Origin of the sequence: Streptomyces sp. CB00316 (assembly GCF_001905595.1) — a bacterium.
In the GTDB taxonomy this organism is placed as follows: Bacteria; Actinomycetota; Actinomycetes; order Streptomycetales; family Streptomycetaceae; genus Streptomyces.
Genome location: NZ_LIXI01000003.1, coordinates 254,948 through 281,745, shown reverse-complemented (window position 1 = coordinate 281,745; position 26,798 = coordinate 254,948). Strand labels below are relative to the sequence as shown.

Sequence of the window (26,798 nt, the reverse complement as noted above, 5' to 3'; positions counted from 1 at the left end):
CGTTACGGGTAGGGCCGCCCGCCCGCCGGTACGGCGAGGGGTTCCGCGCCCAGCGGCGTACTGTCCGCCCTCCGGGGGCTGCCGATGACGACCCGGGACGGAAGCGGATCCACCACCGGCCCAGGCGCTGCGGCGACCTCGCCCGGGTCCGTGCCGCCGCGCGCCTGGGCCCGGCTGAGCAGGACCACCCCGCGTACGGCGGCGGCCGTACCGAGCAGCGCCAGGACCAGGCTCACCGGCCCGCCCTCGAGGCGTTCGCCGAGGAGGGCCAGCCCGATCGCGGCGGCGGCGACCGGGTTGGCCAGCGTCACGACGGCGAGCGGTGCGCCGAGGCCGCCCCGGTAGGCGGTCTGGGACAGCAGCAGGCCGCCCATCGCGAAGGCGGAGACGAGCAGCGCCACCGTCAGCAGCCGCCAGCTGAACAGCGGGCCGACGGAGTGGTCGGTGACGGCGACCGTGAGGGTCTGGGTGAGCGCGGAGGCGACGCCCGAGGTGATGCCGGAGGCCGCCGCGTGCCGCAGCGGCCGGGCTCCGGGCCGGCTGAGCCCGGCGACGACCGCCATGGTGGCCGCGCCGACGCCGAGGGCCTGGGGAAGGGTGAGGGTCTCGTGCGGGGCGGAGCCGCCCGCCGTCAGGAGCAGTGCGCCGAGGCCGAGCAGGGTGAGGACCGTCCCGTACCACTCGACGCGCCCGACCCGGCGTCCGGCCGCGCGCGCCCCGAGCGGGACGGCGGCGACGAGCGTGAGCGCGCCGAGCGGCTGGACCAGGGTGAGCGGGCCGTACTTGAGGGCCGCGACATGGAGGAGCGCACCCCCGGCGTTGAGGCCGACCGACGACCACCAGGCTCCTCGGCCGAGCAGGCGCAGAACACCGGTGGAGGGCTCGGTACGCCCGGCCAGCCGGGACTGGGCGACGGCGGCGGCCGCGTAGGCGCCGGCGGAGACGAGGGAGAGCGCGACGGCGATCAGCGTGGCGTTCATCGGCCTGCCCCGGCTCCGGCCGGGGTGCGTGCGGGGTGCGCGGCACCGACGACGTACGGGTCCACTGCCGCCTCCGCACCGGAGACGGCGTACGCAGGTGCGTCCGCACTCTCGCCGGACACCGCCCCGCCGCCCGCCGCCCACGGCAGGCGCGCCGGTACGTTCCGGGCCGGGAGGGGCAGGCGCAGCGCGGCGAGCGCCACCGCCAGCAGCGCCACGACCACGATCGCGTCGAGCCAGTAGTGGTTGGCCGTGCCCACCACGACGAGCAGGGTGATCGCCGGGTGCAGCAGCCAGAGCGAGCGCCACCGGGAGCGGGTGGCGACGATGAGCCCGACGGCCACCATCACGGCCCAGCCGACGTGCAGCGAGGGCATCGCGGCGAACTGGTTCGCCATCGTGTCGGTCGCGGGCGTCGCCCCGTACACCGTCGGCCCGTAGACCTGGCCGGTGTCGACCAGTCCGGCGGCCGGGAGCATCCGCGGCGGGGCGAGCGGGAAGAGCAGGTGGAGCACCAGGGCTCCCCCGGTGAGAACGGCCAGGATGCGCCGTGACCAGAGGTAGTGGAGCGGGCGGCGCCAGTAGAGCCAGACCAGGAAGACAACCGTGGCGGGGAAGTGCACGGTGGCGTAGTAGGTGTTCGCCGCGTGGATCAGCGTCTGGCTGTGCAGCAGTACGCCCTGGACGCCGCCCTCACCCGGCAGGCGCAGGGCGCGTTCGAGGTCCCAGACGTTCCCGGCGTTGCCGAACGCCTCCTCGACATGGCCGTTGGCTGCTCTGCGGCCGAACTTGTAGGCCAGGAAGAGTCCGGCCACGAGAAGGAACTCGCGGACGAGGGGCGGTCGGGCACGTATGTCCGGCTCCTGGTCCGTGGGCTCGGTGCGGGCGTACGTCACCCGGTGCCCCCTTGGATGCGAAGCGGTGTCAGGACGGCATGGCGAATCCATGCCGAATCGATACGCCAGTGTACCGATACGTTGTCGTATCGGTACACTGGCGTATCGGTACACTGGCGTATCGGTACACTGGCGTATCGAGAACACCGCCGCAGGAGGGACCGTCCATGCCGTCGCCCGATTCCGTACCGGAGTCAGCCCTCGCCTCCCGCCGGTCGAAGATCACACCGGAACGGGCGCAGGAGCTCTACACGGCGGTGCTGGACCTGTTGCGGGAGAGCGGTTACGAGTCGCTGACCATGGAGGGCGTCGCCGCCCGCACCCGTTGCGGCAAGTCGACGCTGTACCGGCAGTGGGGATCGAAGCCGGAGCTGGTCGTCGCCGCACTGCACGGCACCCGGCGGATGCGGCTTCCGGACATCGACACCGGGACGCTCGCCGGGGACCTCCTGGAGGCGGCCCGGGCGATCGGCGAGGCTTCGGGGCGCGACACCCCGCTGATGCACGCGCTCAGCCACGCGGCGCTCCAGAACCCCGAGCTGCTGCGCGCCCTGCGCGAGGCGCTGATCGTGCCGGAGATCGCGGCGATCGACGCGATGGTCCGGCGGGCGCAGGCGCGCGGCGAGATCCCGGCGGACCTGCCGGGGGCGGAGTACGTGGCGGCCCAGCTGCTCGGCGTGATGCGCGCGCGGCCGCTGCTGGAGGGGCGGTACGCGGACGCCGCGTACCTCAGCAGGTTCGTCGAGAAGGCGATCCTGCCCGGACTGGGACTCACGGCGGGCGCGCCGGATCCTGACAGACGTGGGACCCGGGTGCGTCCGGAGTCCTGACAGGCGTGGACCGTCCGTCCCAGCGGATGGGGACGGCCCACCCGCGCCGCACCGTGGGGACGGGGGCGGCGCAACGCCCGGCCGGCCGGTGATCTCTTCGGAGCTCACCGGCCGCCCGTGGTTCCGGGCGCGATCGCCCCCTGTCGAACCTAACAAGCGATTGGTAGATTCCCTGGGGGCGCACCGAGAAGCCACCGGCGAGGGGCGGACCATGGAGCTGGGCGATCCGATCGACTTCACCGGACAGGCGGTGATCGTCACCGGCGGCACCCAGGGCATCGGCGCCGTCATCGCGGAGGCCTTCCTCGCCGCGGGCGCGGAGGTCATGGTCTGCGGCCGCACCGCGCCGACCACGCTGCCGTCGTCGGGCGGGCGGCACGCCACCTTCCGCTCCACGGACGTACGGGACCCGGCGGCGGCGGCTGGACTGGTGGCGGCGACGACCGAGCGGTTCGGCCGGCTCGACGTCCTCGTCAACAACGCGGGCGGCTCCCCCGACGCCGACGCGGCCAGCGTCTCCCCCCACTTCGTCGAGAGGATCGTCGCCCTCAATCTCCTCGCCCCCTTCTACGTGGCCCAGGCCGCGAATCTGGTCATGCGGGAGCAGTCGGAGGGCGGCGGAGTGATCAACATCGGCAGCGTCTCCGCCCACGACCCGCAGCCGGGCACCGCCGCCTACTCGGCCGCCAAGGCGGGGCTGCTCGGCCTCACCCGGGCTCTGGCCCTGGAGTGGGCGCCGAAGGTCCGGGTGAACCACATCACCGCCGGGCTCATCCGTACCGCGAGCGCCACCGCGCTGTACGGGGAGGACGACGGGACGGCAGTGGCGGGCATCGTCCCCATGGGCCGGCTGGCGGTTCCGGTGGACGTGGCGCGCGCCTGCCTCTGGCTGGCCGGCCCGCACTCCTCGTACGTCACCGGCGCGGACCTGGCCGTGCACGGCGGCGGCGAGATCCCCGCCAGACACCTGGCCCGCCGAGCATACCCACCCCCCTTTTCGTCACCTTGACTATTTACCCCTCACCCCTTATCGTCTCCATGACGAGATCAAGTTCGAGGGGGACCCCGTGGCCGACATCATCCGGCGCTTCGGCTGGCGCCATCTGCGCTCCGCGCCCACCGCGCACATCCGCCACCACAAGCGCGGCAAGCTCGCCCACGACGGGCGGGGACTCAGCTTCTGGTACCGGTCACTGTCGGCGGCGCTCTCCGAGGTGCCGGTCGACGACCGGGAGCTGGCCATGGCGTTCCACGCCCGTACGGCCGACTTCCAGGACGTCACCGTGCAGGCCACCGTCACCTACCGGGTCGACGACCCGGCCCTGGCGGCCGACCGGCTGGACTTCTCCGTGGACCCTGACACCGGCAGCTGGCGCAGCGCACCCCTGGAGCAGATCGCCACCCTGCTCACCGAGACCGCGCAGCAGCACACGCTGGACGTCCTGGCCCGCACCCCGCTCGCGCGGGCCCTGGTGGACGGAGTCGCCTCCGTACGCGAACGGGTCGCCGCCGGTCTCGCCGCCGAGCCGAGGCTCCCCGCCACCGGGATCGACGTTGTCGCCGTGCGCGTCGTCGCGATCCGTCCCGAAGCCGAGGTCGAGCGCGCCCTGCGCACCCCGGCGCGCGAGCAGATCCAGCAGGAGGCGGACCGAGCCACCTACGAACGGCGGGCCGTCGCCGTCGAGCGCGAGCGCACCATCGCCGAGAACGAGCTGGCCAGCCAGATCGAACTGGCCCGGCGCGAGGAGCAGTTGGTCGACCAGCGCGGCACCAACGCGCGCCGGGAAGCTGAGGAGAAGGCCGCGGCCGACGGCGTACGGACGGAGGCGGAGGCCTCCCGCAAGGTGCGCCTGGCCAGGGCGGACGCCGAGGCGGCGCGCGAGACGGGCTCGGCGCGCGCCGAGGCCCAGGCCGCCTGGCTGCGCGTACACGGCGAGGTCGATCCGGCCACGCTGCACGCCCTGGCGGCGACCCGGCTCGCGGAGAACGTGCCGCGGATCGAGAGCCTCACCCTCTCCCCCGACGTGCTCACCGGGCTCCTCGCCAGGCTCGGCCGCGCGGACGGCGGGGCGGGAGCGTGAGCCTGGCCCCGCGGGCGGTGCTCGTCCATCGCAGGACGGAGTACGAGGAGTTGCTCGCCCGGCACGGCACGCACGGGCAGGCCGCGTTCTTCCTGTCCAGCCGGGGCCGCTCGATCGACGAGGTCGCCCGGCGCCACGAACGTACGCAGCAGGCCCTGCGGGACGTGGCGGCCGCCGTGCCGCTCACCTGGCGCTCCACCCGGGTGGAGCGGGCGGACCTGGACCGGTTCCTGTTCGCGCCGGAGGACGTGGTGGTCGTGGTCGGCCAGGACGGGCTGGTCGCCAACGCCGCGAAGTACCTGTCCGGCCAGCCGGTGGTGGGCATCGACACCGACCCCGGGCGCAACCCCGGTGTCCTGGTCCGCCACAGCTGCGCCGACGCGGCCGCCCTGCTGCGCGCGGCGACGGCCGCCGGATCCACGGTGGACGCGTTGACCATGGTCGAGGCGGTCGCCGACGACACCCAGCGGCTGCTCGCGCTCAACGAGATCTACCTGGGCCCGCCCGGCCACCAGACGGCCCGCTACCGCCTGGGCCCCGACGGCGCCCCGGCCCCCGGCGAGGCCCAGGCATCCTCCGGAGTCCTCGTCGGCACGGGCACGGGCGCCACCGGCTGGCTGCGGTCCCTGTGGCTGGAGCGCGGCAGCACCACTCCGCTGCCCGCGCCGAGCGACCCGCGGCTCCTCTGGTTCGTCCGCGAGGCCTGGCCCTCACCGGTCACCGGCACGTCCCTGGTCTCCGGCGAACTGAACCGGGGGCAGGGCCTGCGGCTCACCGTGGAGTCGGACCGGATCGTCGTCTTCGGGGACGGGATGGAGTCGGACGCCCTGGAGCTGACCTGGGGTCAGAGCGTACGGCTGGGCGTCTCGGCGACCGCGCTGCGGCTGGTGGTCTGAGCGGGACCGGCTCCTGACACGCCCCACGACGTCGTTACGGTGTTCCGGAACCACCGGCCCGGCAGAAGCCCCGGAGAGCGGAGACCCAGCACCATGGCCACGGAAACCCCCGATTCCCTCACCGGCCGCGTCCGCAACACGCACCCGCCCACAGCGCAGGCGGCCCTCGGGGTCGGCGTGATCGTCGAGGACGGACAGGGACGCGTGCTTCTGGGGAGGCACCACAGCGGTACGTGGGAGCTGCCCGGCGGCAAGGTCGACCCGACGCACGAGTCGGTCGCGGCGGCCGCCGCGCGTGAGCTGCGCGAGGAGACGGGTCTCACCGTGGACGAGGGCGCGGTGGACGTCTTCGCGATGCTCCACGACGTGATCGGCGGGATCAACCGCATCAGCATGGCGGCCCTCGTCCGCCTGGGCTCCGGGGTCCCCGAGGTCACCGAGCCGCACCTGATCAGCGCCTGGCGGTGGACCATCCCCGAGGAACTGCCCACGCCGCTGTTCGACCCATCGGCGCAGATCCTGGCGGCCTGGCGCCCGGACCTCGACCTCACGCACCCGCCTGTCCACCTGCTGCGGGTCACCGGCGTCGCGGCCAAGGACTGACGGCCCGGGCCCTCCTTCCTCCTCCCACTGCCGACTACGGATGCGGAGAAACGGGACCAAGCGTATGAATGAGGGACTATACGCGCGAACGGAGTTGGCCTCATGGACGATTACCCGCTCCTGAACGTCTTTCTGACCATGCTGTACCTGTTCCTCTGGGTGATGTGGTTCTTCCTGCTGTTCAAGGTGGTGACGGATCTCTTCCGCGACCACACGCTGAACGGCTGGGCCAAGGCGGGCTGGCTGATCTTCGTGATCCTGCTGCCCTACCTGGGCGTGCTGGTCTACCTGATCGTCCGCGGCCGGAGCATGCACGAACGCGACGCCAAGGCGGTCAAGGATTCGGAGGCGGCCTTCCGGCAGTACGTGAGGGAGGCCGCGAGCGGCGAGGGCTCCGCCGGCTCCACCAGTCATGTGAGCGATCTGACGAAGCTCGCCGAGCTCAAGGACAAGGGCGCCCTCAGCCCCGAGGAGTACGAGCGGGCCAAGGCGAAACTCCTGGCCTGAGGCACCCGGATCATCCTTCCGGGAGCGTGGACACCGGCCCCGAGCAGGTCTTCGAGGGCCTCACCTCGCTGGCCGCGCGGGTGACCGGCCCCGGCGACCGTGAAGGGCGTCGGCGCGGCTCCGGCCGACCACCACGACGGCTGGGCCAGTGACGACACCTCCCTGCTCGCCCTGCGCGTACCTCCGTCCTCCTGACCCCGGGTCGCGGGCGGTCGACCACCGCCATCAGGTGTGATGCCGCGATCCAGGGGCACCCAGAAGCGCGGGCCGCCGGAAAGGGTGATCGTGGAAGCGCACCCCCGGCCCCCGACTTCTCGAGGGGCGATGGGCCCCTGGCGGCCTATGGCCGACGAGCGATGGAGCAAGGAGTGCCGCCGATGCATGATGCGATCCCCCTGCCGACGGGCGTCGAGGCGTCCGACGGCCGTGCCACACCTGCGGTCGGCGCCGGCGCCGACCCGCTCGCGGTCCGCCGTGCGGCGGACCGGTTCACCCGCTTCGTCGACGCCGTGACGGCAGGTACCGTCGAGGCGCCGTTGCCGGGCGGTGGCCGGACCTCCGCCCGGTTCGATGTGCTGTCCGCGGTGGCGGAGGACGATCTGTGCGCCGCCCGGCTGGCGGAGGGCCACCTCGACGCCGTGGCGATCCTGGCCGAGCTGGAGGACGGCGATCCGGTGGCGCCCGGCCAGTACTGGGGGGTGTGGGCAGCCGAACCACCGGGCTCCGGACTGACCGCGACCCGCGGACCGGACGGCTGGGTGCTCAACGGTCTCAAGCAGTACTGCTCCGGAGCGCACAGCTGCACCCACGCCCTGGTCACCGCCACGGCGGAGGACGGGCGACGGCTCTTCGCCGTCCGTACCGGCATCCCCGAAGCCGTCCGTACCACCGCCCCGGAAACGGAGGCGGGTGCGACGGGCCCGGGATGCCGGCCGGTGTCAGGCACCTGGCGGGCGATCGGCATGGCCGGCAGCGACAGCCCCGACATCCGCTTCACCGACGTTCCGGCCACCGCGGTCGGCGGGGTGGAGGCGTACCTGCGCCGCCCCGGCTTCCACCACGGCGGGGTCGGCGTGGCCGCGTGCTGGTACGGCGGTGCGCGGGCGGTGGCCCACGTGCTGTTCACCCGGGCGGAGCGGCGCGCCGACCCGTTCACCGACGCTCACGCCGGCGCGGTGGACCTGCGGCTGTACACGGCCGGTACGGTGCTGCGCCGGGCGGCCGAGGAGATCGACCTCGACCCGCTCGACAAGGCGGGGGCGGCCGGGCTGCGTGCGCTGCGGGTACGGGCCGTGGTGGCGGAGGTGTGCTCCGAGGTCCTGGACCACGTGGGCCGGGCGACCGGCGCGGGGCCCCTGTGCCGTGACGAGCGGCATGCGCGGGCCGTGACCGACCTGGGCGTCTACGTGCGCCAGCACCACGCGGAACGGGACCTGGCGGCTCTGGGCCGGCTGGTCGCACGCGGACCGGAGGAGGGCCGATGAGCACCCGGAGCCCCGAGGGCCACGCCGACGCCATTCAGGCACCGGGTACCGATGAGGCGCTCTGGCGCGCGTGGCACGGCTGGGACCGGCTTCCTGACTACGCGCTGCCGGAGGAGGGGCGGGTGGTGGTGGTCGCCGCCCATCCCGACGACGAGGTGCTGGGCGTGGGCGGCACCATCGCCCGGCTGGCCGCGGCCGGTCTCGCCGTGACGGTGGTGTCGGTAACCGATGGCGAGGGCTCCCACCCGGACTCTCTCGTCCTCTCCCCCGTGGAGCTCGCCGAGCTGCGGGCCCGGGAGCTGGAGGAGGCGCTGGCCGAGCTGGGTGCGGCAGGGGCGGAGGTCGTACGGCTGAGGCTGCCCGACACAGGGGTGGGCGATCACGAGGGCGCACTGGCCCGCGAACTGGCCACCCCGCTGTCCGGAGCGGCACTCTGCCTGGCGCCGTGGACCGAGGACGTGCACAGCGACCACGAGGCCGCCGGCCGCGCCGCCCTGGCCGCCGCACGGGCGGCCGCCGTGCCGTGCGCCCTTTATCCGGTCTGGATGTGGCACTGGGCCGAACCCGGCGACAGCAGGGTCCCGTGGGAACGGGCCGCCCGGATCGTCCTGCCGTCGGCGGCGCAGACCCTCAAGCGTGCCGCCGTCAGCCGGTTCGCCACGCAGATCCGGCCGCTCGGCCCCGCGCCGCAGGACGCCGCCGTACTGCCTCCGGAGGAGCTGACGCACCATCTGCGCGGCTGGGAGGTGGTCTTCGTATGAGCCGTCCCCGCACGCCGGCCACGTACTTCGACGCCATGTACCACTCGGCGGAGGACCCGTGGAGCCTGACCGAGCGGTGGTACGAGCGCCGCAAGTACGACCTGACCGTCGCGGCCCTGCCACTGCCCCGCTACCGCCGGGCGTTCGAACCCGGCTGCTCCGTCGGGGAACTGACCCGCCGACTGGCGGCCCGCTGCGACACCGTGCTCGCCTGCGACCGGGTGGAATCAGCCGTCGAGACCGCACGGCGGCGCACCGCCGAACTCCCCAACGTGTCGGTGCGGCACATGCTGCTGCCCGAGGAGTGGCCCGAGGGCTCCTTCGACCTGATCGTCCTCTCCGAACTCCTCTACTACCTGGACGAGATGACGCTCGGCACGGTGCTGGGGCGCACGGTGTCGGCCCTGGAGCCTGAGGGCACTCTGGTCACCGTCCACTGGAACCATCCGGTGGAGGAGCATCTGACCACCGGCGCCGGAATCGCGCGACGCGTCGCCGACCAGCCCGGCCTCGTCCTCCTCGCCGACCATCGTGAGGAGGACTTCGTCCTCCAGGTCCACCGGCGGACCACCGCGGACGGCGGACGGCCCCCCGGGGTCGCCACCCGCGAGGGACTGGTGTGAGCGCCGGTACCGTCGCCGTGGTCGTCCCCGCCCACGACGAGGAGGCGTTGCTGCCGGCGGCGCTCGCCGCGGTCGGCCGGGCGGCCCGCCACCCCGCTCTCGCCGCGACACGGGTCCTGACCGTCGTCGTGGCGGACGACTGCCGGGACCGTACGTCGGCGGTGGCCCGCAACACCGGGGCGCTCGTGGTCGACGCCGCCTTCCGCAACCCCGGCCGGGCCAGGGCCGCCGGTGTCCGCCATGCCCTGGCCCGGGCCGACGCCGCGGCGCCCGTCACCTGGATCGCGACGACCGACGCCGACAGCGTGGTCCCGCCCGACTGGCTGGTCCACCAGCTGGCCAGGGCCCGCGAAGGCTGGCAGGCGGTCGTCGGGACCGTGGTCCTGCCGCCCGCCTCGCCGCTGGCCGTGCCCCACCGGATCCGGTACGAAGCCACCCGGCCGCCGGCGGGAGCCCCCTGGGCGCACCCCCACGTCCACGGCGCCAACCTCGGGGTCGCCACCGCCGCCTACCTGGAGGTCGGCGGTTTCCCCGCACTGGCCACCGGCGAGGACCACGCCCTGGTCGAGGCCCTCGACCGCCGGGGCCACCGCGTACTGCGCACCGCCCGCTGCCCTGTCCTCACCTCGCCCCGGCTCCAGGCCCGCGCCCGCGGTGGCTTCGGCGACTACCTCGCCGCGATGCCCAGCCCCGCCGAGGCCTGAGCGGCCGGCAACAACGCCCTGGCCCTCGGCCGGTCCGCGCTCGCTCCGCACGAGCTGCACGGCCTGATCGCGGCCGCGCGGGTGGTGGCGGCGCGTCCCTGATGGCGATCGACGGTTCGTACGAGGCGTACACACCGCCCGTGCACGAGGCGCGGCCCCCGCAGGCTCGAAGGGTGTCGCGGAACGCATGCGGCGGCTGCTCGGCGCCCCCGACCGCCCCACACCGCCCCTCGGGCGGATCCAGGACCCGTACGGCTTCCGACCGGCTCGTCGTGGGCTGCGAACTCGTCTTCGCCGTCAGGGCGTTGCGCCAGCGCGACCTGCGGCACGCTCCCGGGCTGCCGGTCGGCCGCGCCTTGCAGCCGGCGGACTCGGTCCTCGACACGGAGCTGGCCGACCGGCCGCTGACGGACGACGTGAGGGCGGCCGCGGGACTGCTCGACCGGTTCACCAAGCTGTGGCTGAACCTCGGGTCGGGGACGGGAACGCCGCCGAGGCGGTAGCGCCGGCGAGTGGACTCAGCCGGCCCACAGCTGATCCCAGCCGGTCCCCAGAAATGATCAAGGGCCGGTTTCGGATTGCTCCGAAACCGGCCCTGACCTGCGACTGTCTCCAGTCGGGACGACAGGATTTGAACCTGCGACCCCTTGACCCCCAGTCAAGTGCGCTACCAAGCTGCGCCACGTCCCGATGCGTTTCCGCCAGGTTTCCCGGGGCGGCCGCGCAGGACGAACATTACCTCACTCCGAGGACCGGATCGACGTCCGTGCACTCTGGGCGCGGGCCGCCAGTCCTTCGGCTCCGCAGGCCATGGCCTGCTTCTGGGCCCGGGCCAGTTCGCGGTGCGAGCCGATCGCGATGCCGTAGTCGACGCGGGCGAGCGCGTGCTCGTAGGCGGAGGAGGACCTCTCCAGGTGACGGACCGCGTCGGCGAGGAGCTGCTCTGCCTCCTGCGGCGGGGCGAAGAGCGCGACGCAGCGCAGGGCTTCGCCGATGGCGGTGTCCGTGCCGAACCGCTCGGCGTGCACCCGGGCGCGGGCCGCGAGGTGGGCCGCACGGCCCGGGTCGTCCTCGGCCAGGGCACGGGCGAGGTCGCCGGCCCAGGGTGCCCAGATGCCGTTGAAGCGTTCGCGCGGCTCCAGGGCGGCACCCGCCGCTTCGAGTTCCGCGATCGCTCCCTCCTTGCGGCCCTCGGCCAGCAGCAGGCGGCCCAGGACGCACGGACCGTCCGGCAGCACCATGGCGCTGGGGTAGGGCGGTCCGAAGTGGTAGCGGTCGGCGATCTCGCGGGCCTCAGCGGTACGGCCCCGGGCCACCAGCGTGTCGATGAGCAGGCACGCCGCGTCCCAGTGGACGGGCAGGCCGGAGCCGACACGGTCGGCGAGCCGGAGCCCCTCGCGCAGGAAGCCCTCCGCCTCCGCGAGACGGCCGCGACGGCGGTGGACCATGCCGAGCAGGGTGTGCGCGAACGCCAGGTGGGCCCCGCTCCAGCCGGAGATCTCGAAGGCCCGCACCGCTTCGCCGAAGAGACTCTCGGCCCGGTCCAGCTGGTCGGTGAAGGCGTAGGTGATGCCGACCATGGTGGGCAGTTCGAAGCCCCACTCGGAGTCGGTCCAGCCGAGGCCGCGGGCGGGGCTGCCGTCGATCAGGGCGCGTTCGCACAGGTCGACGATGAGCTGGGCGTTCTCACCGCGCAGCATGGCGTCGAAGGCCCGCAGGGTGAGCAGCGCCCGCTCGGAGTTGTCGCGGCCCTTGAGGTGGTCGGCGTTGCGGGTGAGGCGCCGGGAGCGGGCCGGGCCGTCGTCCTCGTTGGCCTGCATGCCCTCCCACATGAAGTGCGCGGCCTGGAGGCGCATCAGGCCGGGGCCCGGTGCCGTACGGGCCGCCTCGGCGGCCAGGGAGAGAGCCGCGTCCTTCAACTGGTTGTTGTGGGCGAGCGCTGCGGCGAGCCGGAACGTCGCGTCGACCCGCAGGCCGTCGTCGAGCCCCGGCATGTCGAGGGCCGCCCGCAGGTGCTGCACGGTGGTGGGCGGGGAGCTGAGCAGGGTGGCGCAGCCGAGCTCGTACAGCAGGACCGCGCGGTCCTTGGGGCGGGGCGGCTCCTCGAGGGCGCGCTCCAGACAGCGCCTGGCCGCTTCCGGGGCGCCGACCGCGAGGTGCTGGCCCGCGGCTTCGCGGAGCTGGGCGACCAGCTCCTGGTCGTCGTCCGGGTGGACCTCCAGCAGGTGCCGGGAGGCCGCGGCGGCACCGAGGCCGGCCCGGGTGATGGCCCAGGCGGCGCGTCCGTGCATCGCGGTGCGGGTGGCCGGTGGGATGGAGCGGTAGACGGCGGTCGCGATCAGCGGGTGGACGAACTCCAGCGGATCGAAACCGCTCACGATACGGGCGTCGCGCAGCCGCGCCGTGCAGTCGGCGGCCTCCGCCGAACTCATCCCGGCGAGGGTGGCGGCCAGCTCCTGCGAGATGTCGGTGCCGAGCACGGCGGCGGCCCAGGCGAACCGGTTGGCGTTGGTGCCGAGCCGCTCCAGCCGGGCGACGAGCCCGCTGCCCCGGGCGGAGGCACCGAGCTCCCGCAGCTGCCCGGCCGATTCCTCGACCGGCGCCAGCTCCTGGTCCTGGACCTTGGCGACCAGCTCGACGGCCTCGTACGGGTTCCCGCCGGTGACGGCCCAGACCTCGCGGCAGAACGGGTCGTCGGCGTGTTCGCCGAGCGCCGCGCGGGCCAGTTCGGCGGTGGCGTCCGGGGTCAGCGCGCGCAGGGCGACCCGGGTGACCGCGCTGTGGCCGTCGGAACCGCGTTCCGCCTCGCGGTCGGCGACGTAGCTCGCGTTGCGTTCGGCCATCTCCTGCGGCCGGTACGCCTGGACGACGAGCAACGGCAGTTCACCGAGGCGGGCGGTGAACGAGGCCAGCCAGGACAGGGATTCGCCGTCCGCCCAGTGGGCGTCGTCCACCAGCAGCAGTAACGGCCGGTGGCTGAGGCGCGAGGCGAGTCGGGCGACGACGAAGTCGAGGCCGTCCCGGACACCCTGCGGGTCGGGCTGCGGGCCGCGGGGCTCGGCGAGTCCGAGCGCGGGTGCCGTGGTGTCGTACCAGTCGCCGAACAGGGCCCGGGTCTCGTCGGGCGGGAACTGGTCGAGGGCGGGCTGCAGCAACTGCCGTACGACGTGGAACGGTACGGAGGTGACGGTCTCGCCGCCCCGGGCGGACCAGATCGTGCAGCGGTCGGCGGCCATCGCCCGGATCTCGGCGAGCAGGGCGGTCTTCCCGAGCCCCGCCTCCCCGCTGAAGACCAGGAGCCCGCCGACGGCCTGCCCTCCGCACAGGTCGTCCACCGCCTTCGCGGCGGCGTCGAGTTCCGGTTCACGCTCGTACAACGGCCGGGACGGCTTCATGCCCACCCTTCCCCAAATGGCATGCAGTGACGACGGACGAGCCTAGTCGTGCGCGGGTGCTCACCGACAGGGTTCGGCCGATTCCTTGCAGGTGCGAGGCACAATCGAGTAGTGAACGAGACACACAGGGATCGCGACGCAGAAGGCCGGGCGCGCAACGCGCGCCCCCGGGACGGACTGGGCCGGCCGCTGCCCTACGGCACGCCCGGAGTCGAGCGGCAGCCCGAGGGCGTCGTCCGCACACCGCACGAGACGCTGCGGGAGGCCCAGCGGCTGCTGGACGCGGGGATGCCGTTCCACGCCCACGAGGTGTTCGAGGACGCCTGGAAGTCGGGGCCGGAGAGCGAGCGCGAACTGTGGCGGGGGCTCGCGCAGGTGGCCGTGGGGCTGACCCATGCCGCGCGCGGCAACACGGCGGGCGGGGCGCGCCTGCTGCGCCGGGGCGCGGGCGCGCTCTGCCCGTACGGCGAGGCGCGGCCGCACGGCATCGGGATCGGCGGGCTGGTCGACTGGGCCCAGGAGTTGGCCGGGCGTGTGGAGAGCGGCCCCACGGTGGACGCGGCGGCCGAGGCGCCCCGGCTGTTGGGGTAGCCCATGCGGCCCCCGCCGTCCGGGCAGGTGGCGGAACGCCTGGGTCCGGTAACGGGCCTGCCGTGCAGCCATTACGATCCGGCTCCATGAGCACTTCTGACCAGGACCAGGACCGGGACCAGCGCAAGGGCCAGGACCGGGAGACCGACACCCCGATAGCCGGGACCGCGGTGGCGGATCCGGCCGAGCACGCGCACGGTACCGGGGACAGCGAGGACACCGGTACCGCGGCCGCCTCCCGACCCGACACCGAGACCGAGTCCGGCACCGAATCCGCGCCGGAGCGGGAGTCGGAGCTGGAGTCGGAGCCCGGGCCCGAACTCGAGAAGAGATTGACGCCACGTCAGGCGCGGCGTCTGCGGATCGTTCTCTCCTCCGTGGGCATGGTCGCGATGGGTGTGGTCCTCGCCCTGCGGATCGCGAGCCGGTCGTCGGTGCTGGTGGTGGGTGTCTACGGGCTCGCGCTCATCCTGTGCGGCCTGGTGATCGAGCTCAGCAGGAACGGCCGGACCAGGCTCGGCAGCTGGCTGCTCGGGGTCGGCCTGGTGGCCGCCGTCGGTGCGGACTGGCTGCTGCTTCCCTGAGTTGCGTGGCTTCACGCGGTGCGGGTGGGACGGCTCCGGAAACAGCCTCCCCTCTGATCGATTGATCGTTTTAGCGGGCTTCTTGTCGAAATCTTGACCGTTTACGATCGCTCGATCAGGATTTCCGGTGCTGACCGAGTCCCCCACGAAGGGCCTGGCCTCCCCGTATGACGACCTTCCGCTCCCCTTCGTTCGAACTTCCCCCGGAGGACCGGGCGTCGAGCCCGTACACCGGGTACACCCGGGCGCACTGGGAGGCCGTCGCCGACGGGCTGCTGCACGCCGCCTGGCGGTGGGCAACCCCCGGCGGGGCGCTGCTCGACCTGCCCGGGCCCCCGTCGCACTCCGGCGTGCGCTCCGACGGGCTGGAGGGGTACGCGCGGACCTTCCTGGCGGCCGCCTTCCGGGTCGGCGGGGCCGAGGGGAAGGACCCGCAGGAATGGCTGGATCGGTACGCGCGGGGGCTCGCGTCCGGGACACGTACGCCGGGGCGGGACGACGCGGAGTCCTGGCCGGTCATCCTGGACCACCATGTACAGGGGCAGCCCATGGTGGAGTCCGCGTCCGTCGCGCTCGGGCTGCGGATCACCCGGCCCTGGCTCTGGGACCGGCTGGAGCCCGGCGTGCAGGACCGGGCGGAACAGTGGCTGCGAGGTGCGCTGCGGCATCTTCCGGCGGGCAACAACTGGTACCTCTTCCCGTACACGGTCGCCGGCTTCCTGGAGTCGGTGGGGCGCGGGGACGCGGAGACCGCCCGGGCACGGGAGCGGGCGCTGGAGCTGCTGGAGGGCTGGTACCGGGGCGACGGCTGGTACGCCGACGGGGACGGGCGTGCCTTCGACCACTACAACGGGTGGGCGCTGCACCTGTATCCGATGCTGGACGCCCATCTGGCGGGCGACGCGGGCGCGTCCGCGCACCACGGGGCGCGGCTGCGCGAACATCTGGAGAGCTTCTCGCTGATGTTCGGCGGCGACGGGGCCCCGCTGCACTTCGGGCGCTCGCTCACCTACCGCTTCGCCGCGAGCGCGGCTGTGAGTCTGGGCGCGGTCTCCGGGCACACCCCCCTCTCCCCCGGGGTGTCGCGACGGCTGGCCAACGGGTCGCTGCGGTACTTCCTGGAGCGGGGCGCGAGCGGCGGTGACGGGCTGCTGAGCCTCGGCTGGCACGGCCCCCACCCGGCGACCCTGCAGTCCTATTCCGGTCCCGCGTCGCCCTATTGGGCGTCGAAGGCGTTCGTCGGGCTGCTGGCCCCAGCCGGGCACCCGCTGTGGATGTCGGTGGAGGAGGCGGCTCCGAGCGAGCGCGCAGACCGGGTGCTGTCCGTACCGGCACCCGGGTTCCTGGTGCAGTCGACACGGGCGGACGGCGTGGTGCGGCTCCACAACCACGGCAGTGACCATGTCCGCCCGGACGAGGGCGAGCCCGCGGCCGGCACGGACCCGCACTACGCCCGGCTCGCCTACTCCACCGTGACCGGACCGACCTCGGCGGCGAACCCGGCGGACAACCACCTCTCCGTGACGGTCGGCGGGGTACGCAGCACCCGGCGCCGGATCCATCCGCTCGGGGCCGGACACGGCGACGGCTGGGGCTGGGCCGGCTCCTGGCACGTACCGGTGTTCCCGGCGGGCCCCTCCACCCTCCCCGGGCTCCGGGTGGAGAGCGTGACGGTGGCGCGGGGCCGCTACGAGCTGCGGGTGCACCGAGTGCTCGGTGCACCGGACGGGGCACGGGCCGAGCTGACCGGCTGGGCGACGGAGCCCGGGGGGCCGGTGTGCTCCCAGCTGCACGGGCTCCACGGCTGGGCGGCGCCGGAGGAGGTACGGGCCCCGCAAGGCACGGCGTTCACTCCCTGGGCGGTGCTGCCCCGGCTGGCCGCCGACCTGACGGGGCACGTGGTGCTGGTGGCCCTCGCGTCGCTCACTGCGGAGCCGGAGGCCGGGCCGTTGGAACCGGTCGTGGACACGGCGCACCTGCGAGCCGGGCCGGACGGTGACACGGTCGGGGTCGAAGTCGGCTGGGCGGAGGACGGGACGATGACGCGGATCGTCCTCGGACGGGGAGCGGTCACGGTGGATCATTCTTAGGTCGGACCACAGACCGGCCATCTGTCGGTACGGTCACCTGTCGGTACGGTCACTATGGGTGCGGTCCCCTGTCGGTACGGATCATGACCACCAGGGTGCGGGGGCCGTGCACACCCTCCACCCGTTCCAGTGCCGCGCGGCCGGTCGCGTCCGCGGGCGCGGCTGTGCGCCCGTTGTCGAGCAGCACCAGATGGAAGTCCTGAGGGCCGTCGCCGGGGGTCACTCCGGCATGTTCTTCCGCCGCAGATAGGCACAGGCGGCGGCCGCGAGGTGGGCCGGGAGGTTGTCGAGCTCCGGGTCGACGCCGGGGACGCGGTCCAGGAAGATCTGCCGGATCTCGTCCCGGTTGCGGTGGATCGCGGGCACCAGGATGTGGGAGGGCTTGTCATGGGCGAGCTGCACGATGAGTTCGGCGAGGTCGCTCTCGTACGACGTGATGCCGGCCGACTCCTTGCGGCGCAGTTGTCCGTTGCCCAGCTCCTGGTGGGCGGCGCGGGGGAAGGGCTCGTCGCCGCGTAGGTTGCCGGTGCCGTACGGGGGGGCGGGGCGGCGGGCGGGCATGTTGAGGAACGTGCTCATACGGCGGCGGCCTCCGTCAGGACGTCGGGCGTGGCGCGGGTGGCGGTGAGGAGGTCGCCGAGCTGCTCGTCATCAGCGTCAAGACCGTGGAGCGGCACCGCGCCGACCTCCTCCAGAGGCTCGGGCTGCGCGACCGCCTGGAGTTCACCCGGTACGCGATCCGCGCGGCCTGATCGAGCCGTGAGAGCCGGCCCCGGTCAGGCCCTCGCACGGCAGGCAGTTCATGTGATTCTCACCCTGCCCGCATAAAGTGCACCCGTGACCCAGATGACCCCGCCCGGCTGGCATCCAGACCCCGGGCATACAGGTAAAGGCCCCGATCAGGAACGCTGGTGGGACGGAGCGCAGTGGACGGGCCACGTCCGGCCGTCACCCGCCGCGGTCCGCCGCCGCGGAGTCCGTATCGGCGTCGGCGTGACCGTCGGCGCCGTGGTGCTCGCCGCGATCGGGGGCGGGATGTACCTGCTGCGCGAGGACGACGGCGGCCGGCCGGGCATCGCGGCCGCCTCGCCGTCCACGCCCCCGCCCGCCCCCGAGGGGTCCGGCGCGCCGGACGACGCCGGGGGGAGCGAAGGTGACAAGGACGGCGAGGACGACGGCGGCTCCCTGGACCCCGGCGAGCAGCTCCCGCCGACGGAGCCGGGCTACGCCACGGACCTGGCGGCCGGGATCAGTCTGCCGGTGCCCAAGGGGTGGACGGGCAAGTCGGCAGCGGTCGGCGCAGGTCTGACGACGGGTGAGCACGCCTGCCCCGGCGGCCCCGCCGAGACGTGTGTGCGTGGCGGGATCTTCTCGGCCCCCGCGGTGGCCCTGAAGCTCACGGCCGGGACGGCGGAGGAGGCGGCCAAGAAGGACATCGCCGTCAACGCCGAGCAGTCCTACGGCGGGGAGTCCTACGGGAAGATCACCTCGCACGAGGAGATCAGGTCCGGCGCGGTCACCGTGGCGGGGCAGAAGGGCTACGCGGTGCGGTGGAAGGTGGTCACGGAGAAGGGCGACGACGGTTACGTGGAATCGCTGGTGTTCCCCTCCCCCGCCTCCAAGAACATGCTCGTGGTGGTACGGTCCGGCTTCGACATCAACAAGGACGCGCCGAAGCTGTCCGTCCTGGACGAGATCGTCAAGGGCATCAAGGCCGCGTCGGGTGCGGGAGCGGGCAACGGCGGAGCCGCCTGATCCCCACCGCGTACGGGAGCCGGGCGGGACCACAGGGTCCGGCCCGGCTCCCGCCACGTTCAGCCGGTTTCCGGCCGCACTTCGGCCCGTGACGGGCGCCGGGTCGCTGACTCAGGCGGCCCCCGTCTCCACATGGCCCGCGAACCGGCGGAGGAAGCCCGGTTCGGCGTCGGCGGTGACGGACACGTCTTACCAGCGCTCACCCGCCCGCAGGTCGACCGTGCGGGAGACGGTGGCTCCCGGCCGCACGGTGACCGTCTGTTCCGCTCTCCCGTAGGCGTTGGCGATCGTCAGTGCGGCGTCCGTGGCACCGGAGTTGGTGAGCGTGAGGTCCAGGTTGCCGCTGGTGGCGTTGTGGCGGGCGGTGGCCGCGGTTCCGCCGATGGCGCCCGGGCTCCGGGACGTACGCAGGAAGCCGTTCGGGCCGTGCACGGTGGGGTCGTGGCTGCCGCCGGAGTAGGCGGAGTTCCAGCGGTCGGTCAGGGTCCTGCCCGCGCCCGCGGTGTACGTCCACGGGGCGTCGGTGCGGTTGGCGGAGGTGACGTAGAACTGCGCGCCGGCCGCCGTCCCCGGGCTGAACGTGAGCGCGATCTTCCCGGAGTCCGGGGCGACCGCACCGTCCACGTACGGCTCGTACGGGAGCGGCCGGCGCCCGGCGGGCTGACCGACAAGGGCACCAAGGGCAAGCGGGCCCGCAAGGTTCCCACCGTCGAGGAGATCCGCCCCCTCGTCACCCAGCGCATCCTGTCCGCCGGCCCCAACCCGGACGCCCGCCTGTTCACGGGCCCACGCGGCGGACGCATCTCCACCGCCGTCCTGCGCGACGCCACACACTGGGCGACGTGGTCACCAAGCTCGGCTACGAGCATCTGCGCCGCCACGACCTCCGACACACCGGACTGACCTGGTTCGCCGACGCCGGGGTCCAAGTACACGTCCTCCGCAGAATCGCCGGCCACGGTTCACTCACCACCACCCAGCGCTACCTTCACCCGGACGTCCACAAGATCACGGCCGCCGGAGCGGCGCTCTCTGCCCACTTCAACGTGCTGCGCGCACCGCGCTCACTGCCGAGCCCGATCGTCATGACCCGCTGACCCGCAGACCCGGTCAAGGACGCCGGACCTCCAGCTGGTCCCCAACTGGTCCCCAAAAATGATCAAGGGCCGGTTTCGGATTGCTCCGAAACCGGCCCTGACCTGCGACTGTCTCCAGTCGGGACGACAGGATTTGAACCTGCGACCCCTTGACCCCCAGTCAAGTGCGCTACCAAGCTGCGCCACGTCCCGGTGCCCGTCTGACCTGGGGTTTCCCCTGGCCGAACGCGCATGAGAACAATACCGCACTCGAGCAGATGGTCACGAACCCGTTTCCCACTTGACCTCAACCCTGGTTGAGGATGAACGGTCGGTGTCATGACGAACACGACCATCACATCCGTACGTGGGCTCCACGACTCGCCCGATTTCCCCGACGTCAACCGGCTGATCGCCCTCATGACCGGCGCCGAGAAGCACGCCCCCGCCGCGCATTCCACGACGGACGCCCTGTGGGTCCTCTACAACAGGGTGCTCCGTGTGACGCCCGCCACCGCCGACGACGCCGGGCGCGACCGCTTCCTCCTCTCCAAGGGGCATGGCCCCATGGCGTACTACGCCATACTGGCAGCTCACGGATTCTTCGACGAGAAGCTGCTGCGCGGCTTCGGGACGTACGACTCGCCCCTCGGCCACCACCCGGACCGACTGCTCGTCCCGGGTGCGGAGATCGGCAGCGGGTCGTTGGGGCACGGCCTGCCGCTGGCCGTCGGGACCGTCCTCGGGCTGCGGGCCCAAGGGCTCACCGATCCCCGGGTCTGGGTGCTGGTCGGCGACGCCGAGCTGGACGAGGGCAGCAACCACGAGGCCATCGCCCACGCCGGCCCGGCCGGACTCGACCAGCTGCACACACTGGTGATCGACAACGCCTCCGCAACCCACGGCTGGCCCGGCGGCATCGCCTCCCGGTTCGAGGCGGCGGGATGGTCGGCGGCGACGGTGGACGGCCGCGACCACGGAGCCCTGTACGCGGCCTTCACCGCGCCCCACCCCGGCCGGCCCCGGGCCGTCGTCGCCCGGGTCGAGCCCAAAGGCTGACGCCGCCGCCCGTCAACGCAGCTCAGGCCGGTCCGTCACCGGCGGATTCTCAGGAGGACCCCTTTCATGGACACCATGCGTGACCGCTTCATCGCCATCACCTCGCAGCTCCTGGCCGAGGAGCCCCGGCTGGCCGTCGTGCTCGCCGACATCAGCGCCGACGGCTTCGCCCCGGCCCGGCGGGCCCATCCGGACCGGGTGATCAACGTCGGGATCAGGGAGCAGCTGCTGATCGGAGCCGGGGCGGGAATGGCGCTGACCGGGATGCGGCCCATCGTGCACACCTTCGCCAGCTTCCTGGTGGAGCGGCCGTTCGAGCAGGTAAAGCTGGACTTCGGGCACCAGGGGGTGGGCGGAATCCTGGTCAGCGCCGGCGGCTCGTACGACTGGCCCGCCGGGGGCGTCACCCATATGGCGCCGGGCGACGTCGCGCTCCTGGACACCCTGGAGGGCTGGACGGTCCATGTGCCGGGCCACCCCGACGAGGCCGAGGCGCTGCTGCGGGAAGCGGTGGACGGCGACGACCGCGTGTACGTACGCCTCTCGCTCCAGGCGAACCGGGAAGCGCGACCCGTGGACGGCTCCACCGGCTCCACCGGGTTCTCCGTGGTGCGCGAGGGGCGAGGCGGAACCGTCGTCGCGGTCGGCCCGATGCTGGACAACGTCCTCGCGGCCACCGGCGGGCTGGACGTGAGCGTGCTGTACGCGACGACCGTGCGGCCGTTCGACGCGGCGGGCCTGCGCCGCGCCGTCGATGCCGGTCCGGGCGCCGATGTGGTGATCGTGGAGCCGTATCTGGCGGGCACCTCCACGGCCGCGGCGAACGAGGCGCTCATGGAGCTGCCGCACCGGGTCCTCGGCCTGGGGGTGGGGCGTGCAGAGCTTCGGCGGTACGGGCAGATGGAGGAGCACCTGGCGGCGCACGGGCTGGACGCGCGAGGGCTGCGGGAGCGGATCACCGGTTTTCTGCGGGGCTGAGGGTCAGGCACCGGAGGAGCGGCGGAACCCTCCCCTCCCCTCGGTGTGCTGGTAGAACATCTCCGCGTACTCCGCCATGCCCGGTGAGGGCGGCGGGGAAGACGGCGTGGCGACATCGGCGGCGTACCGCTCGACTCCCTCGATCGCCATGCCGCCGCCCGACCGGTCGACGAGCCGGACCGGATGACCCCGGCGGACCAGCTCCGCGGCCAGGGCCCTGCCGGCGGGTCCGGAGCCGAGGACGGTGTGGAGAGCGGGTTCGGTGGTCCTCGTGTGCCCCTTCAGGATGGGGCTGGCCGGGGCGGGCATCGGTCTCGCCCGGGTGGCGCGGGGGCGTTCACCCGGGATGGCGGGCATCTGGCGGCGCGGCGGTTACTGGCGTCCGGCGGCCCCGGCCGGCGTGTGTCTTCGCGGTGACCGACGTGATGGCGGTCGGTGCGCTGGCCGCGCCGCGCGAGGCGGGGGTGCGGATGCCAGAGGACATGTCGCCGGCGGGGTTCGACGACATCCCCGTCGTACGGGAGCTGTCGCCGCCACTGACCACTGTGGCGCTGTTGCTCACCGAGATGGCGAGCGCGTGATCGCCCTGGCCCTGCGCACACCGTGGGGGGCGGGGCGCTCGCGGGTGGTCCGGATCGACGGGGAGGTGGCGCTGCGGGCCAGCACGACTGCTCCGCCCGGGAGTTGAGGCCCCGCCGTGCGTCAGGGGTGGCGGTAGCCCTCCCGGTGGTCGATCTGGCGGACGAGCTCCTGAGCGAGGGACTTGATGGTGTCCAGGCCCGCGCGGCCCCAGGGGCGCGGCACGGTGTCGACGGCGCAGACGGTGCCCAGCGCGATGCCCGTGCGGTCGATGAGCGGGGCGCCGAGGTAGGAGCGGACGCCTATGTCGTCGACCACGGGATTGCCGGCGAACCGCGGGTAGTCGCAGACGTCGTCCAGGACGAGCGCTTTGCGCCGGACGACGACATGCGGGCAGTAGCCGTGGTCGCGGGCCATATAGCGGGCGCCGCGGTGGCCGCCCGCCGCGACGGCCCCGATGTGCTGGCCGCCGCGATGACCTGTCGGGGTGTGCAGCCCCGCGAAGAACTGCCGGTTCTCGTCGATGAAGTTGACCATCGAGAAGGGCGACGCGGTCACTTCGGCCACCTTGTCGGCGAAGGCGTCGAAGCTGTCGAACGAGGCGTCGGAGCGTTCACCGAGATCCAGCCTCCGCAGCCGCTCCGCGCGGGCCGGGCCGTCCCGGTCGGCGGGGGTCAGCAGCATCCGGCCGGTGGCGAAGGACGTCACTGGTGGGCTCCGAAGGCCTGGAGCGGGGCGGGCGCGGACGTGGCGTTGATCAGATGTTGCACGAGGGTGACCAGCGCCCCCGTACCGGAGCTGGCGATCCGGGCGTCGCACAGGACGACGGGCACCTCCGGTCCGAGGTCCAGGGCGGAACGCACCTCGTCGGGCTCGTAGCGGTAGGCGCCGTCGAACTCGTTGACCGCCACGATGAATCCGATGCCGCGCCGCTCGAAGAAGTCCACGGCGGCGAAGCACTCCGTCAGCCGCCGGGTGTCGGCGAGCACCACGGCGCCGAGCGCTCCTTGGGAGAGCTCGTCCCACATGAACCAGAACCGCTCCTGGCCCGGCGTCCCGAACAGGTACAGGACGTGCTGCTCGGAGAGGGTGATACGGCCGAAGTCCATGGCGACGGTGGTGGCTGTCTTGGACTCGACGCCGTCCAGGTTGTCGGTCCCCACGCTGACCTGGGTCAGCAGTTCCTCGGTGCTCAGCGGGGCGATTTCGCTGACCGCGCCGACGAAGGTCGTCTTGCCGACGCCGAATCCGCCCGCGACCAGGACCTTGAGGGCCACGGGGAAGAACTCGGCGGTTCCGGTGCGGTCAGAGCTGTCGTCGTAAACCATCGAGCACTGCCTCCAGCAGGGATCGGTCGGTGGGTGTGTCATGGAATGCGGGGGCGTGCGCGGTGACCGCGCCGCAGTCGACCAGGTCGGAGAGGAGGACCTTGGTGACGACCGCGGGCAGCCGGAGGTGTGCGGCGATCTCGGCGACGGACATGGGCCCCTCGCACAGCCCGAGGGCCACGGTGTGTTCGGGGCCGAGGGGGATGTCGGGTTCGATGCCCGTGGCCATGACCAGGGAGAGCAGATCGAATCCGGTGGACGGCCGGGTGCGGCCGTTGCTGACGGTGTACGGGCGGATCAGCCGGCCGGCCGCGTCGTCGAGCAGGGGCCCGTCCTGCGGGGCCGGCATCCTCACAGCCCCGGGGAGAACGGCGCCCCGGCCGGCTGCCGCAGCGGGGTCATCAGATAGGGACGGACGCTCTTGACCAGCATCGCCATCTCGTACCCGAGCACCGCGGCGTCCGCCTCGCGTCCGGCGAGGACGGCCAGACAGGTGCCGGACCCGGCGGTGGAGACGAACAGGAGCGTGGAGTCGAGTTCCACGACCACCTGCCGGACGTCGCCGTTGTCCCCGAAGCGGGCACCGGCGCTGCGGCCCAGGGAGTACAGCCCGGCGGCCAGGGCGGCCATGTGGTCGGCGCTGTCGGGGTCCATACCGTGGACGGATTTCACCAGCCCGTCGGCGGAGAGGAGCACCGCGCTGCGCGTATAGGGCACGCGTTGGACCAGTCCGCTCAGCAGCCAGTCCAGGTCCGAGACCTGACCGGCCTGCATGTCGCTCGGCATCGTGTCTACTCCTTGAAAGTCGTGTTTCTACGGGGTTCCGGCACTGCGTGGCCCGGCAGGAAGGGGTCGTGCCCGGTCTGCGGGCGGCCGAGCGGCGTGGGCGCTTCGGCGGCTCCGCGTACGGGGAGGGGGGCGAGGGTCTCCAGGGGGGCGTCGAGCGCGGTCCGCGCGGGGGTGGCCTCGCCGTTCCCGGTTGTGGTCCCTTCCTCGTGCGCCGCCTGGGCCTCGGCGAGGTCGACACCGCGCCGGAAGGCGGCCATGAGGCCCGGGTCGTGCAGGGCGTGCTCGTCCTCGACGCGGGGAACGGGTGCCTTCCGCAGTTGCGGGACGAGGTGTTCCTGGTTGGCCCGCTTGGGGAGTTCGGGGCGGGCGGCGGGCGGCGCGGGCCGGTCGACCCGCTCGGGGACGAAGGCCGCCGGTGCGGGGTGGCCGGCGTGCTCCGGCGTGAAGGCTGCCGGTGCCGGCCGGTCGGGGGCGGACGCGGCCGGCGCGGGCCGATCGACCCGCTCGGCGCGCAGCGGGAGGGGCGGCGCCTCGCCGCGGGGCCCCGGCGTGCGGCTCTCCGGTGCGGCGTGGGCGTGCGAGCCCGGCGCCTGGGCGTCGCGCGGGTGGCCGGCGGGCGCCTGGCCGGGGGGTGCGGGGACGGCCTGCGGCTGGGCGGCCGGTACCCGCGGAGGTGCGGGCGGGGCCGTCCGGCCGTCGTCGGCGGGCGGCCGGTGCACGGCTCCGGGCGGTGGTACGGGGGCGGCGCCGGGCGGGGCCGCGGTGTCCGGATCGGCCCCGAGGAGGGTCTGCGGCAGGACGAGGACCGCCTGCGTGCCGCCGTAGATGTTGCTGTGGAGGCGGACCGCGATGCCGTGGCGGCGGGCCAGGGCCGAGACGACGAACAGGCCGATCCGGCCGTCCTGGAGCAGATGGGCGACGTTGACCTGGTCGGGGTCGGAGAGCAGGGCGTTCATCCGGTTCCGCTCGTGGTCCGGCATCCCGAGGCCGCGGTCCTCCACCTCCAGCGCGAGACCGGCGGTGACGCGCTGGACGCGCAGCAGCACCTGGGTGTGCGGGGCGGAGAACACCGTGGCGTTCTCGACCAGTTCGGCCAGCAGGTGGATCACGTCGGCGACGGCGTGGCCGCGCAGGGTGCCGTCCATCGGCGGGACGAGCTTGACCCGGGGGTACTGCTCGACCTCCGCGATGGCCGAGCGCAGCACCTCGGTCATGGTGACCGGGTTGCTCCACTGACGCCGGGAGACGGCCCCGCCGAGGACGGCGAGGTTCTCCGCGTGGCGGCGGATGCGGGTGGCGAGGTGGTCGACGTGGAAGAGGCCCTTGAGCAGGTCGGGGTCCTCGACCTCGTGTTCCAGCTCGTCGAGGATCTGGATCTCTCGGTGGACCAGGGACTGGAGCCGCCGGGCGAGGTTGACGAAGACCTCGACCTTCTGTTCGTTGCCGGTGGAGCTGAAGAGCTGCGAGGCCTGGACGACGGCGGTGACCGCGGCGTCCTGGGCCCGCCCCATCTCCTGGGCGAGCAGGTCGAAGGCGTCGCCGTCGGGGGTGGGCGGCGGAGGGGGGCGCCGGGGGCCGACAGGTTCCCCGGCCCGGAGCTGCTCCATCACCCGCTGGAGTTCGGCCTGGCCCTGGGCGCTGGCGCGGCGGAGCGTCAACGCCCGGTCGAGCACGGCACCGGCCACCCGGTGGGCACCGAGGTAGGCGGCCGCGACGGCGGCGACGGCCAGGGCGGCCGATCCGCCGAGTGCGGCCCAGAGGCCCGGGGACGGGTCGACGGCACCGTCCCGGACGGTGAAGATGACGGCTGCCGCGCCGCTGAGCAGGGCGGCGATGGTGGGGAGCAGCGCGGTGCGCAGCAACTGGGGGCGTATGCGGCCCTCGGGGGTCGGCTGGGCGGCGCGCGGCCTGTTGGGGGCCGAGTGGGCGCGTGCGCCGGGGCGGCCGTGCCGCCCGCCCTCGCGGCGGTCCGGTCGCGCGGCGGGTGCGCGAAGTTGAGACATCAGCGTCCTCGGTACAGGGGGCACCAGGAACAGGCGTTCCTGTCGCCCCTGTCGGCGTTCATGCGGTGGCACCTACGGCGGTCGGTCGGTCGGGCTGGGGCATCGGTCGGGCGGACCCGAGAGCCGGGCTCCTCCCGTTGATCACCGAGCACACACGGTAGTCGCGACCCACCTGTGCGCGACGGGCAGTTGTCGAACTTGCCCGC

26 protein-coding genes, 2 tRNA genes and 6 pseudogenes are annotated in these 26,798 nt (G+C 73.5%); 21 read left to right on the top strand and 13 right to left on the bottom strand.

The window, feature by feature from the left end; translation table 11 throughout:
• Positions 1-2: 2 nt before the first annotated feature.
• Positions 3-980, bottom strand: coding sequence for a hypothetical protein (locus AMK21_RS09440; protein WP_073876154.1), 978 nt, complete (start codon positions 978-980; stop codon positions 3-5).
• Positions 977-1,876: a phosphatase PAP2 family protein gene (locus AMK21_RS09435; protein ID WP_073876152.1), complete on the bottom strand. Its 900-nt coding sequence runs from the start codon at positions 1,874-1,876 to the stop codon at positions 977-979. The genes AMK21_RS09440 and AMK21_RS09435 overlap by 4 nt, the downstream gene beginning before the upstream one ends.
• Positions 1,877-2,043: 167 nt before the next feature.
• Here AMK21_RS09435 and AMK21_RS09430 point away from each other — a divergent pair, with 167 nt between their 5' ends.
• From AMK21_RS09430 to AMK21_RS33635, 12 genes and pseudogenes are all read left to right on the top strand, one after another.
• Positions 2,044-2,706, top strand: a complete 663-nt coding sequence (locus AMK21_RS09430; protein WP_073876150.1) for a TetR/AcrR family transcriptional regulator — start codon at positions 2,044-2,046, stop codon at positions 2,704-2,706.
• A gap of 211 nt (positions 2,707-2,917) precedes the next feature.
• Entirely contained in the window at positions 2,918-3,715 is a 798-nt protein-coding gene (locus tag AMK21_RS09425; protein ID WP_073876148.1) for an SDR family oxidoreductase, read from the top strand.
• 58 nt (positions 3,716-3,773) lie between these two features.
• Positions 3,774-4,787: an SPFH domain-containing protein gene (locus tag AMK21_RS09420; RefSeq protein ID WP_073876146.1), complete on the top strand. Its 1,014-nt coding sequence runs from the start codon at positions 3,774-3,776 to the stop codon at positions 4,785-4,787.
• Complete coding sequence (locus tag AMK21_RS09415; protein WP_073876144.1) at positions 4,784-5,683, top strand: NAD(+)/NADH kinase; 900 nt, start codon at positions 4,784-4,786, stop codon at positions 5,681-5,683. The genes AMK21_RS09420 and AMK21_RS09415 overlap by 4 nt, the downstream gene beginning before the upstream one ends.
• A 93-nt stretch (positions 5,684-5,776) precedes the next feature.
• Complete coding sequence (locus tag AMK21_RS09410) at positions 5,777-6,286, top strand: nucleotide triphosphate diphosphatase NUDT15 (protein ID WP_073876142.1); 510 nt, start codon at positions 5,777-5,779, stop codon at positions 6,284-6,286.
• A gap of 102 nt (positions 6,287-6,388) precedes the next feature.
• Complete coding sequence (locus AMK21_RS09405; RefSeq protein WP_073876140.1) at positions 6,389-6,793, top strand: SHOCT domain-containing protein; 405 nt, start codon at positions 6,389-6,391, stop codon at positions 6,791-6,793.
• 26 nt (positions 6,794-6,819) lie between these two features.
• Entirely contained in the window at positions 6,820-6,945 is a 126-nt protein-coding gene (locus AMK21_RS36605; RefSeq protein WP_267893904.1) for a hypothetical protein, read from the top strand.
• Between the two features lie 225 nt (positions 6,946-7,170).
• Positions 7,171-8,277 (top strand): acyl-CoA dehydrogenase, encoded by a 1,107-nt coding sequence (locus tag AMK21_RS09400; protein ID WP_073876138.1) that lies wholly within the window; start codon positions 7,171-7,173, stop codon positions 8,275-8,277.
• Positions 8,274-9,038 (top strand): PIG-L deacetylase family protein, encoded by a 765-nt coding sequence (locus tag AMK21_RS09395; protein ID WP_073876136.1) that lies wholly within the window; start codon positions 8,274-8,276, stop codon positions 9,036-9,038. The genes AMK21_RS09400 and AMK21_RS09395 overlap by 4 nt, the downstream gene beginning before the upstream one ends.
• Positions 9,035-9,661, top strand: coding sequence for a class I SAM-dependent methyltransferase (locus tag AMK21_RS09390; protein ID WP_073876134.1), 627 nt, complete (start codon positions 9,035-9,037; stop codon positions 9,659-9,661). Before AMK21_RS09395 ends, AMK21_RS09390 begins: the two co-directional genes overlap by 4 nt.
• Entirely contained in the window at positions 9,658-10,365 is a 708-nt protein-coding gene (locus AMK21_RS09385; RefSeq protein WP_073876132.1) for a glycosyltransferase, read from the top strand. The genes AMK21_RS09390 and AMK21_RS09385 overlap by 4 nt, the downstream gene beginning before the upstream one ends.
• Before the next feature lie 9 nt (positions 10,366-10,374).
• Positions 10,375-10,868, top strand: a pseudogene (locus AMK21_RS33635) (aromatic amino acid lyase); the annotation flags it as partial.
• Between the two features lie 113 nt (positions 10,869-10,981).
• Here AMK21_RS33635 and AMK21_RS09375 read toward each other — a convergent pair.
• Both AMK21_RS09375 and AMK21_RS09370 read right to left on the bottom strand, forming a co-directional pair.
• A tRNA-Pro gene (locus AMK21_RS09375) sits at positions 10,982-11,055 on the bottom strand.
• 50 nt (positions 11,056-11,105) lie between these two features.
• The gene (locus tag AMK21_RS09370) at positions 11,106-13,760 is read right to left on the bottom strand and encodes an ATP-binding protein (protein ID WP_073876128.1); all 2,655 of its coding nucleotides are present in this window, start codon (positions 13,758-13,760) and stop codon (positions 11,106-11,108) included.
• 111 nt (positions 13,761-13,871) lie between these two features.
• On the opposite strand from AMK21_RS09370, the gene AMK21_RS09365 reads away from it, so the two are divergent.
• The 3 genes from AMK21_RS09365 (at position 13,872) to AMK21_RS09355 (ending at position 17,025) form a co-directional block, all read left to right on the top strand.
• The gene (locus AMK21_RS09365) at positions 13,872-14,351 is read left to right on the top strand and encodes a DUF309 domain-containing protein (RefSeq protein WP_073876126.1); all 480 of its coding nucleotides are present in this window, start codon (positions 13,872-13,874) and stop codon (positions 14,349-14,351) included.
• 86 nt (positions 14,352-14,437) lie between these two features.
• Entirely contained in the window at positions 14,438-14,935 is a 498-nt protein-coding gene (locus tag AMK21_RS09360; protein WP_073876124.1) for a hypothetical protein, read from the top strand.
• Positions 14,936-15,102: 167 nt separating this feature from the next.
• A complete protein-coding gene (locus AMK21_RS09355; protein WP_073876122.1) occupies positions 15,103-17,025 on the top strand; it encodes a DUF2264 domain-containing protein in 1,923 nt (640 codons plus the stop codon).
• 127 nt (positions 17,026-17,152) lie between these two features.
• Here AMK21_RS09355 and AMK21_RS09350 read toward each other — a convergent pair.
• A pseudogene (locus AMK21_RS09350) lies at positions 17,153-17,604 on the bottom strand (hypothetical protein); the annotation flags it as partial.
• Positions 17,605-17,651: 47 nt separating this feature from the next.
• Between AMK21_RS09350 and AMK21_RS09345 the strand changes: the two are divergent.
• Both AMK21_RS09345 and AMK21_RS09340 read left to right on the top strand, forming a co-directional pair.
• A pseudogene (locus tag AMK21_RS09345) lies at positions 17,652-17,788 on the top strand (LuxR C-terminal-related transcriptional regulator); the annotation flags it as partial.
• An 83-nt stretch (positions 17,789-17,871) separates the two neighbouring features.
• Entirely contained in the window at positions 17,872-18,780 is a 909-nt protein-coding gene (locus tag AMK21_RS09340; protein WP_073876751.1) for a DUF2510 domain-containing protein, read from the top strand.
• Between the two features lie 111 nt (positions 18,781-18,891).
• Here the strand turns inward: AMK21_RS09340 and AMK21_RS09335 are convergent.
• Positions 18,892-19,470, bottom strand: a pseudogene (locus AMK21_RS09335) (phospholipase domain-containing protein); the annotation flags it as partial.
• On the opposite strand from AMK21_RS09335, the pseudogene AMK21_RS36830 reads away from it, so the two are divergent.
• Positions 19,423-19,877 (top strand): annotated as a pseudogene (locus AMK21_RS36830) (tyrosine-type recombinase/integrase); the annotation flags it as partial. The pseudogenes AMK21_RS09335 and AMK21_RS36830 overlap by 48 nt on opposite strands.
• 118 nt (positions 19,878-19,995) lie before the next feature.
• On the opposite strand, the gene AMK21_RS09325 reads toward AMK21_RS36830, so the two are convergent.
• Positions 19,996-20,069, bottom strand: a tRNA-Pro gene (locus AMK21_RS09325).
• A 126-nt stretch (positions 20,070-20,195) separates the two neighbouring features.
• Here AMK21_RS09325 and AMK21_RS09320 point away from each other — a divergent pair.
• Together AMK21_RS09320 and AMK21_RS09315 are read left to right on the top strand one after the other, a co-directional pair.
• On the top strand, positions 20,196-20,915 hold the full coding sequence (locus AMK21_RS09320; protein ID WP_073876118.1) for a transketolase: 720 nt from the start codon (positions 20,196-20,198) through the stop codon (positions 20,913-20,915).
• A gap of 66 nt (positions 20,916-20,981) precedes the next feature.
• The gene (locus tag AMK21_RS09315) at positions 20,982-21,893 is read left to right on the top strand and encodes a transketolase family protein (protein WP_073876116.1); all 912 of its coding nucleotides are present in this window, start codon (positions 20,982-20,984) and stop codon (positions 21,891-21,893) included.
• A 105-nt stretch (positions 21,894-21,998) separates the two neighbouring features.
• Here the strand turns inward: AMK21_RS09315 and AMK21_RS09310 are convergent.
• Positions 21,999-22,202: pseudogene (locus AMK21_RS09310) on the bottom strand (hypothetical protein); the annotation flags it as partial.
• A gap of 104 nt (positions 22,203-22,306) precedes the next feature.
• On the opposite strand from AMK21_RS09310, the gene AMK21_RS35870 reads away from it, so the two are divergent.
• Entirely contained in the window at positions 22,307-22,474 is a 168-nt protein-coding gene (locus AMK21_RS35870) for a substrate-binding domain-containing protein (protein WP_234421878.1), read from the top strand.
• 121 nt (positions 22,475-22,595) lie between these two features.
• Here AMK21_RS35870 and AMK21_RS09300 read toward each other — a convergent pair whose 3' ends face one another.
• From AMK21_RS09300 to AMK21_RS09280, 5 genes are read right to left on the bottom strand one after another with little or no spacing between them, the layout of a single operon-like run.
• Positions 22,596-23,180, bottom strand: a complete 585-nt coding sequence (locus tag AMK21_RS09300) for a GAF domain-containing protein (RefSeq protein WP_073876114.1) — start codon at positions 23,178-23,180, stop codon at positions 22,596-22,598.
• Entirely contained in the window at positions 23,177-23,800 is a 624-nt protein-coding gene (locus AMK21_RS09295; protein WP_073876112.1) for a GTP-binding protein, read from the bottom strand. Before AMK21_RS09295 ends, AMK21_RS09300 begins: the two co-directional genes overlap by 4 nt.
• On the bottom strand, positions 23,778-24,149 hold the full coding sequence (locus tag AMK21_RS09290; protein WP_073876111.1) for a DUF742 domain-containing protein: 372 nt from the start codon (positions 24,147-24,149) through the stop codon (positions 23,778-23,780). The genes AMK21_RS09295 and AMK21_RS09290 overlap by 23 nt, the downstream gene beginning before the upstream one ends.
• A gap of 2 nt (positions 24,150-24,151) precedes the next feature.
• Positions 24,152-24,586 carry a roadblock/LC7 domain-containing protein gene (locus AMK21_RS09285; protein ID WP_073876109.1) on the bottom strand — a complete coding sequence of 145 codons (435 nt, stop codon included), beginning with the start codon at positions 24,584-24,586 and terminating at the stop codon, positions 24,152-24,154.
• A 5-nt stretch (positions 24,587-24,591) separates the two neighbouring features.
• Positions 24,592-26,592, bottom strand: coding sequence for a sensor histidine kinase (locus tag AMK21_RS09280; RefSeq protein WP_073876106.1), 2,001 nt, complete (start codon positions 26,590-26,592; stop codon positions 24,592-24,594).
• Positions 26,593-26,798: the final 206 nt, after the last annotated feature.

Excerpts from the sequence above, each read along its gene's own strand:
- AMK21_RS09430 (WP_073876150.1), top strand. The coding sequence starts at position 2,044 with ATGCCGTCGCCCGATTCCGTACCGGAGTCAGCCCTCGCCTCCCGCCGG.
- AMK21_RS09440 (WP_073876154.1), bottom strand. The coding sequence starts at position 980 with ATGAACGCCACGCTGATCGCCGTCGCGCTCTCCCTCGTCTCCGCCGGC.
- AMK21_RS09390 (WP_073876134.1), top strand. The coding sequence starts at position 9,035 with ATGAGCCGTCCCCGCACGCCGGCCACGTACTTCGACGCCATGTACCAC.
- AMK21_RS09320 (WP_073876118.1), top strand. The coding sequence starts at position 20,196 with ATGACGAACACGACCATCACATCCGTACGTGGGCTCCACGACTCGCCC.
- AMK21_RS09280 (WP_073876106.1), bottom strand. The coding sequence starts at position 26,592 with ATGTCTCAACTTCGCGCACCCGCCGCGCGACCGGACCGCCGCGAGGGC.
- AMK21_RS09360 (WP_073876124.1), top strand. The coding sequence starts at position 14,438 with ATGAGCACTTCTGACCAGGACCAGGACCGGGACCAGCGCAAGGGCCAG.
- AMK21_RS09425 (WP_073876148.1), top strand. The coding sequence starts at position 2,918 with ATGGAGCTGGGCGATCCGATCGACTTCACCGGACAGGCGGTGATCGTC.
- AMK21_RS09315 (WP_073876116.1), top strand. The coding sequence starts at position 20,982 with ATGGACACCATGCGTGACCGCTTCATCGCCATCACCTCGCAGCTCCTG.
- AMK21_RS09395 (WP_073876136.1), top strand. The coding sequence starts at position 8,274 with ATGAGCACCCGGAGCCCCGAGGGCCACGCCGACGCCATTCAGGCACCG.
- AMK21_RS09285 (WP_073876109.1), bottom strand. The coding sequence starts at position 24,586 with ATGCCGAGCGACATGCAGGCCGGTCAGGTCTCGGACCTGGACTGGCTG.
- AMK21_RS09295 (WP_073876112.1), bottom strand. The coding sequence starts at position 23,800 with ATGGTTTACGACGACAGCTCTGACCGCACCGGAACCGCCGAGTTCTTC.
- AMK21_RS09290 (WP_073876111.1), bottom strand. The coding sequence starts at position 24,149 with ATGCCGGCCCCGCAGGACGGGCCCCTGCTCGACGACGCGGCCGGCCGG.
- AMK21_RS09355 (WP_073876122.1), top strand. The coding sequence starts at position 15,103 with ATGACGACCTTCCGCTCCCCTTCGTTCGAACTTCCCCCGGAGGACCGG.
- AMK21_RS09410 (WP_073876142.1), top strand. The coding sequence starts at position 5,777 with ATGGCCACGGAAACCCCCGATTCCCTCACCGGCCGCGTCCGCAACACG.
- AMK21_RS09370 (WP_073876128.1), bottom strand. The coding sequence starts at position 13,760 with ATGAAGCCGTCCCGGCCGTTGTACGAGCGTGAACCGGAACTCGACGCC.
- AMK21_RS09340 (WP_073876751.1), top strand. The coding sequence starts at position 17,872 with ATGACCCCGCCCGGCTGGCATCCAGACCCCGGGCATACAGGTAAAGGC.
- AMK21_RS09405 (WP_073876140.1), top strand. The coding sequence starts at position 6,389 with ATGGACGATTACCCGCTCCTGAACGTCTTTCTGACCATGCTGTACCTG.
- AMK21_RS09400 (WP_073876138.1), top strand. The coding sequence starts at position 7,171 with ATGCATGATGCGATCCCCCTGCCGACGGGCGTCGAGGCGTCCGACGGC.